The 15,491-nt window shown below is 43.2% G+C and carries 12 protein-coding genes; 2 read left to right on the top strand and 10 right to left on the bottom strand.

The window, feature by feature from the left end:
- The first annotated feature begins 32 nt into the window (after positions 1-32).
- The gene (gene ald, locus KYS23_RS07200; RefSeq protein ID WP_218418306.1) at positions 33-1,163 is read left to right on the top strand and encodes an alanine dehydrogenase; all 1,131 of its coding nucleotides are present in this window, start codon (positions 33-35) and stop codon (positions 1,161-1,163) included.
- A gap of 156 nt (positions 1,164-1,319) precedes the next feature.
- Here the strand turns inward: ald and pyrF are convergent, their stop codons facing one another.
- The 10 genes from pyrF to gyrA all read right to left on the bottom strand — a co-directional run bounded on the left by pyrF (position 1,320) and on the right by gyrA (position 14,185).
- Positions 1,320-2,015: an orotidine-5'-phosphate decarboxylase gene (gene pyrF, locus KYS23_RS07195; protein ID WP_159530442.1), complete on the bottom strand. Its 696-nt coding sequence runs from the start codon at positions 2,013-2,015 to the stop codon at positions 1,320-1,322.
- Positions 2,016-2,022: 7 nt separating this feature from the next.
- Entirely contained in the window at positions 2,023-3,192 is a 1,170-nt protein-coding gene (lapB, locus tag KYS23_RS07190; protein ID WP_057791946.1) for a lipopolysaccharide assembly protein LapB, read from the bottom strand.
- Between the two features lies 1 nt (position 3,193).
- Positions 3,194-3,451 (bottom strand): LapA family protein, encoded by a 258-nt coding sequence (locus KYS23_RS07185; protein WP_218418305.1) that lies wholly within the window; start codon positions 3,449-3,451, stop codon positions 3,194-3,196.
- A 94-nt stretch (positions 3,452-3,545) separates the two neighbouring features.
- Positions 3,546-5,885, bottom strand: a complete 2,340-nt coding sequence (locus KYS23_RS07180; protein ID WP_218418304.1) for a PilZ domain-containing protein — start codon at positions 5,883-5,885, stop codon at positions 3,546-3,548.
- A gap of 153 nt (positions 5,886-6,038) precedes the next feature.
- Positions 6,039-6,326 carry an integration host factor subunit beta gene (ihfB, locus tag KYS23_RS07175; protein WP_013784167.1) on the bottom strand — a complete coding sequence of 96 codons (288 nt, stop codon included), beginning with the start codon at positions 6,324-6,326 and terminating at the stop codon, positions 6,039-6,041.
- Positions 6,327-6,402: 76 nt separating this feature from the next.
- On the bottom strand, positions 6,403-8,073 hold the full coding sequence (gene rpsA, locus KYS23_RS07170) for a 30S ribosomal protein S1 (protein WP_013784168.1): 1,671 nt from the start codon (positions 8,071-8,073) through the stop codon (positions 6,403-6,405).
- A gap of 121 nt (positions 8,074-8,194) precedes the next feature.
- Entirely contained in the window at positions 8,195-8,866 is a 672-nt protein-coding gene (cmk, locus tag KYS23_RS07165; protein ID WP_013784169.1) for a (d)CMP kinase, read from the bottom strand.
- A 157-nt stretch (positions 8,867-9,023) separates the two neighbouring features.
- The gene (gene aroA, locus KYS23_RS07160) at positions 9,024-10,304 is read right to left on the bottom strand and encodes a 3-phosphoshikimate 1-carboxyvinyltransferase (protein ID WP_159530450.1); all 1,281 of its coding nucleotides are present in this window, start codon (positions 10,302-10,304) and stop codon (positions 9,024-9,026) included.
- Between the two features lie 2 nt (positions 10,305-10,306).
- Positions 10,307-11,392: a 3-phosphoserine/phosphohydroxythreonine transaminase gene (serC, locus tag KYS23_RS07155; protein ID WP_218398043.1), complete on the bottom strand. Its 1,086-nt coding sequence runs from the start codon at positions 11,390-11,392 to the stop codon at positions 10,307-10,309.
- 96 nt (positions 11,393-11,488) lie between these two features.
- Positions 11,489-14,185, bottom strand: coding sequence for a DNA topoisomerase (ATP-hydrolyzing) subunit A (gene gyrA / locus KYS23_RS07150; protein ID WP_218418303.1), 2,697 nt, complete (start codon positions 14,183-14,185; stop codon positions 11,489-11,491).
- Between the two features lie 424 nt (positions 14,186-14,609).
- On the opposite strand from gyrA, the gene ubiG reads away from it, so the two are divergent.
- Entirely contained in the window at positions 14,610-15,314 is a 705-nt protein-coding gene (gene ubiG, locus KYS23_RS07145; RefSeq protein ID WP_159530454.1) for a bifunctional 2-polyprenyl-6-hydroxyphenol methylase/3-demethylubiquinol 3-O-methyltransferase UbiG, read from the top strand.
- The last annotated feature ends 177 nt before the right edge of the window (positions 15,315-15,491 follow it).

The raw sequence follows: 15,491 nt of genomic DNA, 5'->3' as shown, positions 1-15,491 counted from the left end.
AGCCACTAGGCTAATCAATTAGAGGAAAAGTTATGTTAATCGGTGTACCAAAAGAAATTAAGAACCATGAATATCGCGTTGGCTTAACGCCTGCGGCAGTAAAAGAGTTTACCAGTCATGGTCATTCAGTGTTAGTTGAGACGCTAGCCGGTGATGCAATTGGTTTTACCGATGAAATGTACGCTGAAGCTGGTGCTTCTATCGCATCAACTGCTGAGCAAGTTTTTGCTGAAGCAGAAATGATTATTAAAGTGAAAGAGCCTCAAACGAATGAATGTAAAATGCTTCGTAAAGGCCAGACCCTTTACACTTACCTTCATTTGGCACCTGATCCTACGCAAACAGAGCTTCTTATTGCTTCTGGCGCAACCTGCATCGCATACGAAACCGTAACCGACGACCGTGGTGGTTTGCCATTATTAGCGCCAATGAGCGAAGTGGCTGGCCGCATGTCAGTTCAAGCCGGTGCACATTATTTAGAAAAAGCACACGGCGGCAGCGGTACGCTATTGGGCGGCGTTCCTGGCGTAGCTCCGGGTAAAGTGCTTATTATTGGTGGCGGTGTTGTAGGTACGCAAGCAGCTAAAATGGCTTTAGGCCTAGGCGCTGACGTCACTATTCTAGATCGTTCACTTCCTCGCCTTCGTCAGTTAGATGACATTTTTAACGGCCAAGTTAAAACGGTTTACTCAACGGTTGATGCTATAGAGCATTATTCTTCAAAAGCTGATCTTGTTGTTGGCGCTGTACTAATTCCTGGCGCTGCAGCACCTAAGCTGCTTAACCGCGAACAAATTGCGGCCATGAAGCCAGGCTCTGTATTGGTAGACGTTGCTATTGACCAAGGTGGTTGTTTTGAAACTTCTAAAGCCACTACACACCAAGACCCTGTATACATCATTGAAGACGTTGTGCATTACTGTGTTGCGAATATGCCAGGTGGAGTTGCACGTACTTCAACGATGGCCCTTAACAATGCGACGCTACCGTTTGGTTTAGCATTGGCTAATAAAGGCCCTGCTAAAGCTATGCTTGAAGATAAGCATTTATTGAACGGTCTTAACGTTCATGAAGGCAAAGTAACCTATAAAGCAGTCGTTGATGCATTAGGTGAAAAGTTAGGTTTAACTTACACACCTGCACAAGAAGCACTTAACGCGTAAGCGCGCATAAGTAAATGTTTGGCTTACTGGTACTTATATAAGTACTAGTAAATAAAAACGCCCAGTAAGTGGTTAGCATATTGAATGCGACACTACTGGGCGTTTTTTTGTGTGTATTCTTTTGTTATTTTTTGTTTAAAGTTAGCTAGTCGGCAACTAGCTAATAGAGGCGTTTACCTGCTTCAATACATCCATAGGGTCGCTAGCTTGCGTAATAGGTCGTCCCATTACTAAATAACTTACCCCACTGTCGATTGCTTCTGATGGCGTCATTACACGCTTTTGATCGCCCGCATCACTCCCCTTAGGGCGAATACCCGGAGTCACCAACAAAAAGTCGTCGCCAATTTCATTACGTAGCATCGCGGCTTCTTTAGCAGAACACACTACACCATCTAAGCCCGCTTGGGCAGTTAACGACGCTAGGCGCAACACTTGTTGCTCGGGTGTTACATTATCAATCACGCCGCTTAGCTGCGATTGATCCATGCTGGTGAGTACAGTAACCGCAATTAATTTGGTTTCAGGACGGCTACTTTGCGCAATGCCTTCTTTGGCAGCCTGCATCATTGGAAGTCCACCGCTGGCGTGCACGTTTACCATCCACACGCCAAGTTCAGCGGCTGCTTTGCATGCTTTACCCACTGTGTTGGGGATATCGTGAAATTTCAAATCAAGAAAAACGTCAAAGCCTTTCGCCACTAAAGATTTTACAAACTCAGGGCCAAATAAGGTGAACATTTCTTTGCCCACTTTAACTTTACACAGGCTGGGATCTAATTGGTCAACAAACGAAAGTGCTTGTTCTTGGTTGTCATAGTCGAGTGCAACAATAACGCGAGGTTCTTGCATGGTAAAGTTATTCTCCGTCTAGCCCTTTTATCGGTTTTACTACGCCCCATTTTTTACATGAAGGACATAGCCAGTAGAGTTTACGCCCCGAAAACCCGCAGCTATGGCAGCGGTATTTAGGGCGTTGCAACATTTGCTTTTCTACTAATTCTTTTAATATACGTAAGCTCTCTGCTGAGGTTTTATCGTCTAATTGGTCGATATACAAACCCATTAAGGTTTTGAAACCACGCATGGTTGGGCGTTTACGTAGTTGTTCTAATAGATAATCCGCCGCTTGCGTGGTATCGCCTTTTTTCAACAATACATCAACCATAGCAAGGTACGAGGTTGCACATTCTTGCCAATGGGCTTCTAAGCTCTCGGCGAAATTATCCCAATCTCCGGTTTCTTCCGCAATTTTTTCTAAACTAGGTACCGCTTCACTGAACCAATTAATGTCACGCTCTGCCACTTGCACAAAATACGCCCGTGCGTCGCTGTAACGTTGTTGTTGAAGTGCAAGCTGCCCAAGCATTAACCAAGGTCTTACGGCATGCTCATCGGCGTTAACGGCCTTTTGAAGCAAGGACAACGCAGAGCCCTGATCATCGTCTTTTAGCTTCGCTACGGCATGTTCACAATAAAAATGCGCTAAACGTTCACACACATCATCGTTGTCGCCATGACATTCCACCATGCGCTCAGCAAGTTCAATGGCTCTGTCCCATTCTTTGGTGGTTTGGTAAATACTAAATAACTGTGTTTGCGCAACCAAATAGTGCTTATCACTATTGAGTAGTTGAAGAAAGGCGTTTTCAGCCCGTTCTAAAAAACCGGCGTGAGTGTAATCATGACCAAGCTCTTTTAACGCACTTTCACGTTGAGTAGGTTGAAGCTCGTCTCGGCTTACTAGGTTTTGGTGAACCTTTATGGCTCTGTCTATTTCGCCGCGGTGGCGAAAAAAACTACCCATCGCAATGTGAGTTTCAACCGTATCGCTGTTCACATTAATCATTTTGATTAAGGTGTCGACCGCTTTGTCTGGTTGATCGGAAAGGAGGAAGTTTAAGCCTTTATAATAATGTTTAGAAAGAATACTAGACTGTTTACGTTGCGCTTGACGAACACTGTTACGGCCCATTATCCAACCGTAACCTGCTGCAACAGGCAAAAGTAAAAACAGCAGTTCGAGCATATTAGTGTTCTTTTTTCAGGCTATTGATTTTTGAATTCGCCGACAACAACTGTACGCGTAAACGCAACCAGCTTGCTGACATAATAAGTATCCCTACTAACACACCCAAAGAAAGCGCAATAGCAATAAGGGTGGAAACCCGTATGTTAGCTTGAGCAATAAGATAGTTAACGGTGATATAGGCTTCGTTTTGTGTGCCAATGACAAACGCAAATGTCAGTAATACCAAAATGGCGAGTATTGTGAGGATCCCTTTCAAGACCAAACCCTTCTTGTACGTAATTAATAAAGAATAGCAAAATGCAGCAAGAGATAACACCAAAACCCAAGGTTTTAGTTGTGCTTACTTAGCGTTAGGCGGTGGCTTCATCTTCTGATAAAGGGCGCTCTTGCTTTGCAATTAATTTGGCCATAACCAAGTCGTGATGCAATGCAGACATATTAGTCACAAAAATACAGTGTGTATAGCCAGCTTGCATGGTTTCTAATTTATCGTACATTGCCTTATCAAGTTTAGACAGCTGTGCTAAGCGCTTCTTTGTCAGCGGTGTAGTGGCGCCATAACAGCGTATAGCCGTTACATTAGTGGCACTCACTTGCACTTTATCTTCTTCTAGCTGATTTTGAATTTGTGTGCGTAATTTAGAATAAAGAAAATCGCTTTCTTTTATGTATACCAAGCGATTGTCGCTTTTACGTACACAATGCACCACAAGATTGTTTTCAACATCGCCTTTAAACATGGCATCAAGCATCATAGATTTAGGCTTAGCCACCGCTTTATCGGCAAAAAAACCATGTAATGGAATAATGTTGGCGGTACGTGAAAATGGGTATAAATCGTCAGATGAATCGCTTTGATAAACGGTTTTAAGTCTATCCAGAATATGCCTGTTCATTACGCAAAGTACAGCGAGCGAAGGCATATGACGTACTGCTAGCTCCCAAATAAATCGATGGGTTGAGCGTTGAATACGCGCTATATCTCTAATTTTGAAATACGCGGAATTTTCCTCAACCATGGCATCAACACTTGCCCCAGCTTTAGATTTTTTTACATCTTCTAAGCATAGGCGTACAACGCCTGACGAAGCGTCATAGTGAACAACCTTATATTTCTCGTTTTTAATTTTAAGGTCTGGTACCGATACCCGCACTTCATTTTGCAGTTCAGTGCCTGGTGCAACCATTATCTTCATACCACTGGCAGATAAATCGGCAACACGTACATTAATTGAAGATAACAGCCCTACTTTTATCATGGCGACTTTATCGATGATATACCGGGTCTCAGAACGCCTATCAAGATCATCTTCCATCACAAAATCAATGGACCAGTTGTCGCCCGAAGCCCGCAGCGTTTTCGATAAGGGTTTAAAATCACACTTTTCGCTTAGGGTTAAATTAGTAAGGTACATAGAGATATCGCGGCAGTACATTACGTGGCTTAACGCAGCAAGATGCTCAAACTCTTTGCTAGGGATATCATGAATAGCGAATGCTTTTACTTTGTCTTCACGGCTTACATCTTCTAAGCGGCACTGCGTACAAGTAAACTCCCCACTTTTAACCAGTAGATAAACGATAGCATTGAGCTGACCAAGTTCTACAAGTTGGCGATGGGTTGCAGTGATGGTAATTGCACCATTTTTAGTTTTAATGATGCCATGAAAGACAAAAGCTTCATTGTACTTTTTTAATTCTTGAACCAGATTTTCAAAATGCGCTTTGTTTTGCAGACTTGCCAGTAATTTTTCTGAATTGTTATTATCCACATTCGCTTTAGTAAATAGCGCAATAATTGGCTTAAGGGATTTTTGATGGGCAGAAAGAAATACTGGCAACCACGGGCTATTTTCTAAAATACGATCTCGTTCGAGGTCTTGCATTGCCCTTTCAATTTCTAAGTCTCGCTGCAAAGGCTGTTTATACGACGTGCCTTTAATGTACCGCTTTAAACTATTCAGTAACGTCAGATCTGTTTCTGAAGACATAATGAAAAACGATTCATACTTACCAAGGTGTTTATTGTACTTTATCGCATCCAGCTCATAGGTAATTTCAGTCGGCTCGGTGGTTAAGCCCATCACTTCTGGTATAACGAAGGTAACAATATCACCAGTGGTCGCATTAGGCGGTCGTTTTGTTTCTACAGCAATACCTGTAAAAGAAAGGGAGCTAACCGTACAGTGCCTGCCCTTTTCAAAATCTACGGAAGACACGGTGAAGTTGGGTCTTACAGCAATGTCATCACCAAAATCTATATCAGTAAATGACTGGCTTTCTACATTAAATGCTTCAACAATTTTTTTAAATTGATCGCGCTTAATTTGTGTTTGATAAAAATCGGAGTTCATCACCGATTCAAACACACCTACGGTATATCGTTCTTGATATAAGGCAGTTTCATTTTGAAGGATTTTAGCGCCCACTTTGTCTAAACGCATGGGGATGCCAAAATGTTTGAACTTCATGACAGGGAATTTTGCGAACGCAGAATTGTCCGCAGATGCATCAGTTAAAGACGTAAGCCTAACGACTTCCTCTTTAATGATTTTGCGGATATTGCCTGGGAGCCGCTTTGAAAATTTATTAATACCTTCCAATAAGCGATTATCTTGCTCATAAGGAATTAAGGCACGAATAAGCGGCTGATACTGCTTTATGATTTGTTGTTCTTCGCCGGCCGACATTGGTACACCATGCACCGTATTTAATTAACTACAATCTATTCAGATTTGAAAATAAAACCTGCATCCAGATATAAATTTAAACTTAAGTAACGAATATACCAAATTTTTTTTCAATAGATATAAAAAAACCGCAACATGTGCGGTTTTTTTTATTTAAGCTATGGAGGCGTCTACTCTTTCTCGAAGCTCTTTTCCTGGCTTAAAGTGAGGGACATATTTTCCATCTAACTCTACTGTTTCGCCAGTTTTTGGGTTACGTCCCACGCGCGGAGCGCGGTAATGTAATGAAAAACTGCCGAAGCCTCGAATTTCAATCCTGTCACCTTTTTGAAGGGTCTGGGCCATCTGTTCGAGAAGTTCTTTAATTGCCAGTTCAAGATCTTTCGCAGGAATTTGACGCGCTTGATCCGCGAGCCGTTCAATTAATTCAGACTTGGTCATACCAACCTCGTTTCAATATTATCGTTAAACAGCTACTGCGAACAAGGGAGTGCAAGACACTCCCACATATAGCTTATTATTCGCCTTTAGCAGCTTTAAATGCTTCTGCCATTGCGCTAGCAAAACCAGCATCTTCTTGCTGATTAACCTTGTCGATAGCTTCTTTTTCGTCAGCCTGATCTTTTGCTTTCACAGATAGGTTAACGGTGCGGTTTTTACGGTCAACGCCCATAAATTTCGCTTCGATGCTGTCGCCAACGTTAGCAGCTTCAGTTGCGTCTTCAATACGGTCAACAGATAAATCTGCAACGCGAATGTAGCCATCAACTTCTTCAGAAAGGTTAACTGTAACGCCTTTAGCGTCAACTTCAGTAACCGTACCTACAACGATAGCACCTTTCTTGTTATCTGTCAGATACTTGTTGAAAGGGTCTTCTTCGATTTGCTTAACGCCAAGAGAGATACGCTCACGCTCAGGGTCAACTTGAAGAACAACAGCTGAGATTTCGTCGCCTTTCTTATAGTCACGAACAGCGTCTTCACCAGACTTGTTCCAGCTAATGTCAGAAAGGTGAACTAGACCGTCGATGCCGCCGTCAAGGCCGATGAAGATACCGAAGTCAGTGATTGACTTGATCTTACCAGACACTTTGTCACCTTTTTCGTGTGACTTAGCGAAAGTTTCCCAAGGGTTGTCGATGCACTGTTTAAGGCCTAGAGAAATACGACGACGTTCTTCGTCGATTTCAAGAACCATAACGTCAACTGTGTCACCTAGGTTAACAACCTTAGATGGGTGGATGTTCTTGTTAGTCCAATCCATTTCAGAAACGTGTACAAGACCTTCAACGCCGTCTTCGATTTCAACGAAGCAGCCGTAATCGGTAAGATTCGTAACCTGACCAGAGATCTTAGTACCTTCTGGGTAACGTGAAGCAATTTCTTGCCATGGATCGTTGCCCATTTGCTTCATGCCAAGAGAAACACGTTGCTTCTCTTTATCGAACTTAAGTACTTTAACGTTGATTTCGTCACCAACATTTACGATTTCACTTGGGTGCTTAACGCGCTTCCAAGCCATATCGGTAATGTGTAGTAGACCGTCTACGCCACCAAGGTCAACGAATGCTCCGTAATCAGTAAGGTTCTTAACGATACCTTTGATTTCGTGGCCTTCTTCAAGGTTAGCAAGAAGAGATTCGCGCTCTGCGCTGCTTTCTGCTTCAATAACGGCACGACGTGAAACAACAACGTTGTTACGCTTAGCGTCAAGTTTGATAACTTTAAATTCTAGCTCTTTGCCTTCAAGGTGAGTTGTGTCACGTACTGGACGTACATCAACCAATGAACCAGGAAGGAAAGCGCGCACTGTGTTAACTTCAACAGTGAAACCGCCTTTAACTTTACCGTTGATAATACCTTTAATGGTAACTTTATCATCGTAAGCTTTTTCCAGCTCAACCCACGCTTCGTGACGCTTCGCTTTTTCGCGAGAAAGGATTGTTTCACCGAAACCATCTTCTACTGCGTCTAGAGCTACATCTACTTCGTCACCGATAGCGATTTCAAGCTCGCCTTCAGCGTTTTTAAATTGGTCAGCTGGGATAGCACTTTCTGATTTCAAGCCTGCATCAACAAGAACGATGTCTTTGTCGATAGAAACTACAGTACCTTTTACAATTGAACCTGGACGTGTTTCTAGTTCTTGTAAGCTTTCTTCAAAAAGTTGTGCAAAATTTTCAGTCATAAGGTTTAAATTAACTTTAAGTTGATATCCACGCTTCAAATCCGGATAACGTGGGGTTATTAGTAAAAGCCGCCACTCCCTGTGGTAGCACTGCTTTGAATATCTTAAAAACTCACCTTACTTAAAGGCGCGAATTGATGATATCCATCGCTTTTTCAAAGACTTGGTCTATATCCAAGTCCGTTGAGTCTATAATTACCGCATCTTGAGCCGGTACCAATGGCGCCACTGAACGTTGTGTATCTCGCTCATCTCTGGCCTTGATATCGGTTAAAAGGCGCGCAATATTAACATCCATACCTTTAGCTTTCAACTGGCTATAGCGACGTTCAGCACGGGCTTCGGCGCTAGCGGTAAGAAATATCTTCACTTTTGCGTCGGGGAAAACCACTGTACCCATGTCTCGACCGTCGGCGACAAGGCCAGGATCTTGTTGAAAAGCACGTTGACGTCGAAGCAAAGCTTCACGAACGCGAGGTAACGCGGCAACCTTCGATGCAACACTACCCACTTCTTCAGTACGAATGTCGTCAGTTACGTCTTCACCTTCCAAAATGACACGTGTGGTGTCTTTGTCAGTTTCAAAACTTACATCAAGACCCGTTGCTAACGGAACAACACATTCTTCATCGTCGCACGGTAAGTCGTGGTGTAGAGCTGCGACAGCCAGAACACGATAAATCGCGCCGCTATCTAAAAAGTGCCATCCAAGCTTCTTTGCGAGTAAGCTACTTAACGTTCCCTTACCTGCACCGCTGGGACCGTCAACCGTGACTACGGGTGTAGAATGCATACCTGCTCCAGAATTTATAAAATACGTAAAAATCGCGCGCAATTATACGCGTTAAGTAGAGATAAGCAATGCCATCGAGCGTTGATGGCATTGTACATAAGGCTAAATTTCGTTTTAAAAATAATACGCTATGAACGAAATAAGGTCTTTTTTCAGACTAAGAATAGAGTGTGGCAAACCGTGTGAAGTAATCAGGGAAGGTTTTGCGGGTACAGCCTGGGTCGTTAATGGTTACCGGCGTATCACTGAGAGCCACTAACGAAAAGCACATGGCAATGCGATGATCGTTATAGGTATCAATGGCAGCATGCTTTAACGTATCCGTTGGCCATACTTTAATATAGTCATGCCCTTCTTCTACTTCTGCACCCAACTTTCTAAGCTCAGTGGCCATGGCGTTTAAACGGTCAGTCTCTTTTACTCGCCAGTTGTAGATGTTAGTAATACTGGTTGGCCCTTGTGCAAAAAGCGCAGTAGTGGCAATGGTCATTGCGGCATCAGGAATATGGTTCATATCCATGTCTACACCCTTAAGTGGAGCCCCTGTTACTTCCACATATTCATCATGCCAAGTGATTTTAGCGCCCATGGCTTCAAGCACATCGGCAAAGCGAATATCACCTTGGATGCTATTTTTACCAATTCCGGTTACGCGTACCGTTCCGCCTTTAATGGCGCCGGCTGCAAGGAAGTAAGAAGCCGATGATGCATCACCTTCCACCATAAATTTACCTGGCGAACGATATGATTGCCCTGCACTAATGGTGAATGTTTGATAGTTATCATTGTTCACTTCAACACCAAACTTCGCCATGGTATCTAGGGTAATATCGATATACGGTTTTGACACTAATTCGCCTTTAATACGAATGGTCACGTCACCAGTAAACAACGGTGCAGACATTAATAGTGCAGTCAAAAATTGACTCGACACACTACCGTCTACTTCCATTTCACCGCCGGATAACGTCTTACCCTTAATTTGTAGCGGAGGAAAACCGTCGTTTTTAAGGTATTCAATTTCCGCGTTACCCATGCGTAATGCATCAACCAAATCGCCTATAGGGCGCTCTTCCATGCGCGGCTCACCGGTAAGTACGACTTGTACCTTACTGGCAGCGAGTGCAGCGCATAGTGGGCGCATTGCCGTACCTGCATTACCTAAGAAAAGTTCTAATGGCTCGGCAACTGAAAACGCCCCGCCGTTACCCACTACTTTACAGCGAGTTTTATCTTCACTAAGTGAATAAGTAACGCCAAGTTTGGTTAGCGCATTTAGCATATGCTCAATATCTTCACTATCAAGCAAGTTTGTTAGTTCGGTTTCGCCTTCAGCTAATGCAGCAAGCAGTAATGCTCGGTTCGACAGGCTTTTAGACCCAGGAACGTTTACTTCCCCTGATACTTTGCTAATAGGTTCTAATGTTAACTGTTCCATGACTACCCGTTTACTCGTTCAAATTCACGCATAAATTCTACTAACGCCATCACCCCTTCAACGGGCATAGCGTTATAAATGCTGGCACGCATTCCGCCTACAGAGCGATGACCTTTTAATGCCATTAAACCAGCATCTTGTGCTTGGCTTAAAAATAGTGCATCTAATTCTGGGTTAGCCAACTGAAACGGCACATTCATTTTAGAACGATTGTCTGGGTGTACTTGGCTACCATAAAAATCAGAAGTGTCGATTGCAGAATACAACAATGATGCTTTTTCGCTGTTGCGTTTTGCCATAGCATCAACGCCGCCCATCTCTTTGAGCCACTCAAACACTAACCCCGCCAAATACCACGAGAACGTGGGCGGCGTGTTATACATAGAATCAGCTTTAGCGGCTAATGCGTAGTCGAAAATTGACGGTGTTTCTTTGCGGGCTTTGCCCACTAAGTCTTCACGAACAATCACTACCGACAAACCACTTGGGCCTATATTTTTCTGCGCACCGGCGTAAATAAGACCGTGTTTAGCAACATCAACAGGCTGAGACAAAATAGTAGAAGACATATCAGAAACCAGCGGTACATCGCCAGACTCTGGTAACCAATCGTAGGCGATACCGTCAACGGTTTCATTCGGGCAGAAATGATAATACGCTGCAGATTGATCTACATTGGCCAGTGAGGGTTGCGGCATGTAATGCAAACCCTCTTTTTTAGAAAGCTCGCCTACCACTACAGCATTATTGTATTTCGCAGCTTCACTCACCGCACCATCAGACCAAGACCCACTGACTAAGTGAAGACTGGTGTCTGAAGCAGACGATAAATTAAGGGGAACCGCTGCAAATTGACCACGTCCACCGCCATGGGTGAAAAGAACATGATAATTTTTAGGAACCGAGAGTAATTCGCGCAAATCTTGTTCAGCTTTGGCTGCTATCTCGATGAAATCTTTTCCGCGGTGACTGACTTCCATTACCGAGCAACCTGAGTCGCGCCAGTTAGTAAATTCAGCTTGTGCTTTTTGCATTACGGCTTCAGGCAACTTTGCCGGGCCAGCGCTAAAATTGAAAACCTCTTTCATTGCGTTTTTCAACACCTATAAAATAACAAGCGGCCTAAGCCGCTTGTAATAAAGAACACCGATAACTGCCCGCTTTTAAATTAAGCGGGCAATACCCTACTCTTCTGTCGTTGAGCTGTCGCCGTCTTGTGCAGCGTTTTCTTCTTGCTCAATAGGTTCTTCTATAGCGATTGGATTGCCATCTTCATCTAACTCTAGCAATTCTTCTACTACTTCTTCTATACGTTGTAAGCCAACAACGTGTTCATTCTCAACAGTACGGATTAAGCGAACACCTTGGGTATTTCGACCTACCACTGATACTTCACCAACGCGGGTACGTACTAAAGTACCTTGGTCAGAAATAAGCATGATTTCATTGGCTTCATCAACTTGAACCGCGCCAACCACTTTACCATTACGCTCAGAAACCTTAATCGATACTACACCTTGTGTAGCACGGCTCTTCGCTGGGTAATCTTCAAGCGGTGTACGTTTACCAAAACCGTTCTCTGTGGCAGTAAGGATAGGACCATCACCACGAGGTACAATTAGGGACACAACGCGTTGGTCGTCTTGTAATCTGATACCACGAACACCGGTAGCGGTACGACCCATTGGACGTAGTGCTAATAGTTCTTCGCCAGTTTCAGGATCTAATTTAACGTTACCTGTTTCGCTTTCACGCAGTTTTTCGTTAAAGCGAACCACTTTACCCGCGTCTGAGAACAACATAATGTCGTCATCACCATGGGTAATGTCAACACCAATTAGTTCATCACCTTCGTTCAAGTTAACAGCAATGATACCGCTTGAACGTGGGCGTGAATAAAGGCTTAAATCGGTTTTCTTCACCGTACCGTTAGCCGTCGCCATTAATACAAACTTACCTTCTTCAAATTCTTTGATAGGTAGAATTGCAGTAATACGCTCGTTATCTTCTAAAGGAAGAATGTTCACAATTGGACGACCACGCGCGTTACGGCTCGCTAACGGCAATTGATACACTTTCAACCAGTACAAACGGCCACGGGTTGAGAAGCAAAGTATGTGGTCATGAGTATTCGCAACGAGTAGCTTCTCAATGAAATCTTCATTCTTCATCTTGGTAGCGGATTTACCACGGCCACCACGACGCTGAGATTCATAATCATTAAGTTTTTGATACTTCACATAGCCTTCACGAGACAAGGTAACTACAACGTCTTCTTGTTCGATTAAGTCTTCAATATCAATATCGTGACTAGCAGCAGTAATTTCAGTACGGCGCGCGTCACCAAATTCGTCACGAATTTTCTCAAGCTCTTCTTCAATCACTTCCATTAATCGCTCTGGGCTATTAAGGATGTGAAGTAGTTCAGCGATAACGTCTAGAAGCTGTTTATATTCTTCAAGAATTTTTTCGTGCTCAAGACCAGTTAGTCTGTGCAAGCGAAGGTCTAGAATAGCTTGTGCTTGTTGTTCGGTAAGGTAGTATTGTCCGTCACGAATACCAAATTCAGGCATTAACCAATCTGGGCGTGCAGCATCATCACCAGCACGTTCAAGCATTTGCGAAACATCGCCTAAATCCCACCCTTGTGCGACTAATGCTTTTTTCGCATCAGCAGGGCCAGGTGAGGCTTTAATTAGCTCAATAATTGGGTCGATGTTGGCTAGCGCAATGGCTAAACCTTCAAGGATGTGTGCACGGTCACGAGCTTTACGTAGTTCAAATACCGTTCTGCGGGTAACGACTTCACGGCGATGCAGAATAAAGGCTTCTAAGGTCTCTTTTAAGTTAAAGACTTTAGGCTGGCCGTTATCTAACGCAACCATGTTAATACCGAATACCGTTTGTAACTGCGTATTGGCATATAAATGGTTAAGCAGTACTTCTGCTGATTCGTTACGTTTTACTTCAACAACAATACGCATACCGTCTTTATCAGACTCGTCACGTAGTGCAGAAATACCTTCGATACGTTTTTCTTTAACTAGCTCAGCAATTTTTTCAATAAGGCGAGCTTTGTTAACCTGGTACGGAATTTCATTAATGATAATGGTTTCTTTACCGTTATCTTCCGTTTCAATTTCCGCTTTGGCGCGCATGTATATTTTGCCGCGACCGGTACGGTAAGCGTCATCAATACCTTTACGACCACTGATCATAGCGGCAGTTGGGAAATCAGGACCAGGGATATGAAGCATTAAGTCATCAATCGTAATTGATGGGTCTTTAATAAGGGCAATACAGCCGTTGATAACTTCAGTTAAGTTATGTGGCGGAATGTTAGTTGCCATACCTACCGCGATACCAGAAGAACCGTTTACCAGTAAGTTAGGAACCTTAGTAGGTAACACTTCTGGAATGTGTTCAGTGCCATCGTAGTTAGGTACGAAGTCGACGGTTTCTTTATCGAGGTCGGCAAGAAGTTCGTGGGCAATTTTTGCCATACGTATTTCGGTGTAACGCATCGCAGCGGCTGAATCGCCATCTACCGAACCAAAGTTACCTTGGCCGTCTACCAACATATAGCGAAGTGAGAATGGCTGGGCCATACGTACAATAGTATCGTATACCGCAGAATCACCATGTGGGTGATACTTACCAATTACATCACCTACCACACGGGCAGATTTCTTGTATGGTTTGTTGAAGTCGTTTTTCAGTTCGTTCATTGCGAACAGCACACGGCGGTGTACAGGCTTCAAACCATCTCTCACGTCAGGCAATGCTCGCCCGACAATAACGCTCATCGCGTAATCGAGATAGGAGTTCTTTAACTCTTCCTCAATATTAACGGGGAGGATTTCGTTAGCGTTATCAGACATAAACTGCTTAATCCCTTTTTTTCGGTTTGTTCTGCATTATCTATCTAGCTCAATCTACACAATATAGAGAAGCAAACGATAGATTTGCATTGTTATTATGGGCTCATAATCTTGCTTCGAGTGTAACACTTGATGACACATTTATGTAGCGCTTAATTGCCCTTCCTTACGTACTCGTTAACAAGCGATTATTTTTCGTTCAAGCAGGCACTCGAAACTGCATTCAAGTGCCAAAAACGATGCCTTAACGCTGGTTTTGCGTTATGTTATTGCTCTTATATAGGCAGTGTTTAATTAATCGCAGATATCTTCTATCTGTCGAGCGGCATCAGTCATGTGCGTTCTTTTGCAAAATCGGTATATAAAAATCGATGCTATAAATTAGTGCAAAACAATAAGCAGGCGCAGAAAGGAAAAAATATAAATGACAAACGTTGATGAGCAGGAAATTGATAAGTTTTCAGAGTTAGCCTCACGGTGGTGGGATCCTGAAAGTGAGTTCAAACCCCTACATTTAATTAACCCACTTCGTTTAGATTTTATTAACCAACACAGCAATGGCTTGTTTAACAAGAAAGTGGTGGATATTGGTTGTGGTGGCGGCATATTGGCAGAGTCTATGGCGAAAGCCGGTGCTGAAGTTGTTGGGCTCGATATGGCAAGTGCGTCTTTAGAAATTGCCAAGCTTCACGGTTTAGAGTCGGGCATCAATGTTGACTACCACTGTGTTACCGCTGAATCCTTCGCAGACAGTCACGCAGGCGAGTTCGATGTAGTGACTTGTATGGAAATGCTTGAACATGTTCCCGACCCTGCTTCGGTAGTGCGGGCTTGCGCTAAATTAGTTAAGCCTGGTGGCCATGTTTTTTTCTCTACATTAAACCGAAATATAAAGTCTTATTTGATGGGGATCGTTGGGGCTGAGTATTTATTAAAGCTGGTGCCAAAAGGCACTCACGATCATTCTCGATTCATTAAACCTTCTGAACTTATGCAGATGACAGATGATGCCGGTTTGCTACCACGAGATATGACCGGCTTACATATGGACCCTGTTTCCCAGGGCTTTTATCTTTCTGACCGCAATGTAGACGTTAACTACCTACTATATACGGTGTCGCAAGATTAATTAGCACTACATATTGGGGCTTGATGATAATTTCAACACCACATATCGTGTTTAGGTGTTAAGTACGATATTAAGTTAAATTATTTTAAGCCTCGATCATTTTTTCGAATAGTACTTGCAATCAGTATATTTAAGGCTTGTAGAAAGCTAAAAAGTTAGTCACTACTAACCTAAAAT

Source organism: Alteromonas lipotrueae, assembly GCF_019249255.1.
GTDB classification, from domain to species: domain Bacteria; phylum Pseudomonadota; class Gammaproteobacteria; order Enterobacterales; family Alteromonadaceae; genus Alteromonas; species Alteromonas lipotrueae.
This window is presented reverse-complemented; position numbering and strand designations above follow the sequence as displayed.

What these genes read in the sequence shown, in the direction of transcription:
- ald (WP_218418306.1), top strand. Translation starts at nt 33, where the DNA reads ATGTTAATCGGTGTACCAAAAGAAATTAAGAACCATGAATATCGCGTT.
- pyrF (WP_159530442.1), bottom strand. Translation starts at nt 2,015, where the DNA reads ATGCAAGAACCTCGCGTTATTGTTGCACTCGACTATGACAACCAAGAA.
- lapB (WP_057791946.1), bottom strand. Translation starts at nt 3,192, where the DNA reads ATGCTCGAACTGCTGTTTTTACTTTTGCCTGTTGCAGCAGGTTACGGT.
- KYS23_RS07180 (WP_218418304.1), bottom strand. Translation starts at nt 5,885, where the DNA reads ATGTCGGCCGGCGAAGAACAACAAATCATAAAGCAGTATCAGCCGCTT.
- ihfB (WP_013784167.1), bottom strand. Translation starts at nt 6,326, where the DNA reads ATGACCAAGTCTGAATTAATTGAACGGCTCGCGGATCAAGCGCGTCAA.
- rpsA (WP_013784168.1), bottom strand. Translation starts at nt 8,073, where the DNA reads ATGACTGAAAATTTTGCACAACTTTTTGAAGAAAGCTTACAAGAACTA.
- cmk (WP_013784169.1), bottom strand. Translation starts at nt 8,866, where the DNA reads ATGCATTCTACACCCGTAGTCACGGTTGACGGTCCCAGCGGTGCAGGT.
- aroA (WP_159530450.1), bottom strand. Translation starts at nt 10,304, where the DNA reads ATGGAACAGTTAACATTAGAACCTATTAGCAAAGTATCAGGGGAAGTA.
- serC (WP_218398043.1), bottom strand. Translation starts at nt 11,392, where the DNA reads ATGAAAGAGGTTTTCAATTTTAGCGCTGGCCCGGCAAAGTTGCCTGAA.
- gyrA (WP_218418303.1), bottom strand. Translation starts at nt 14,185, where the DNA reads ATGTCTGATAACGCTAACGAAATCCTCCCCGTTAATATTGAGGAAGAG.
- ubiG (WP_159530454.1), top strand. Translation starts at nt 14,610, where the DNA reads ATGACAAACGTTGATGAGCAGGAAATTGATAAGTTTTCAGAGTTAGCC.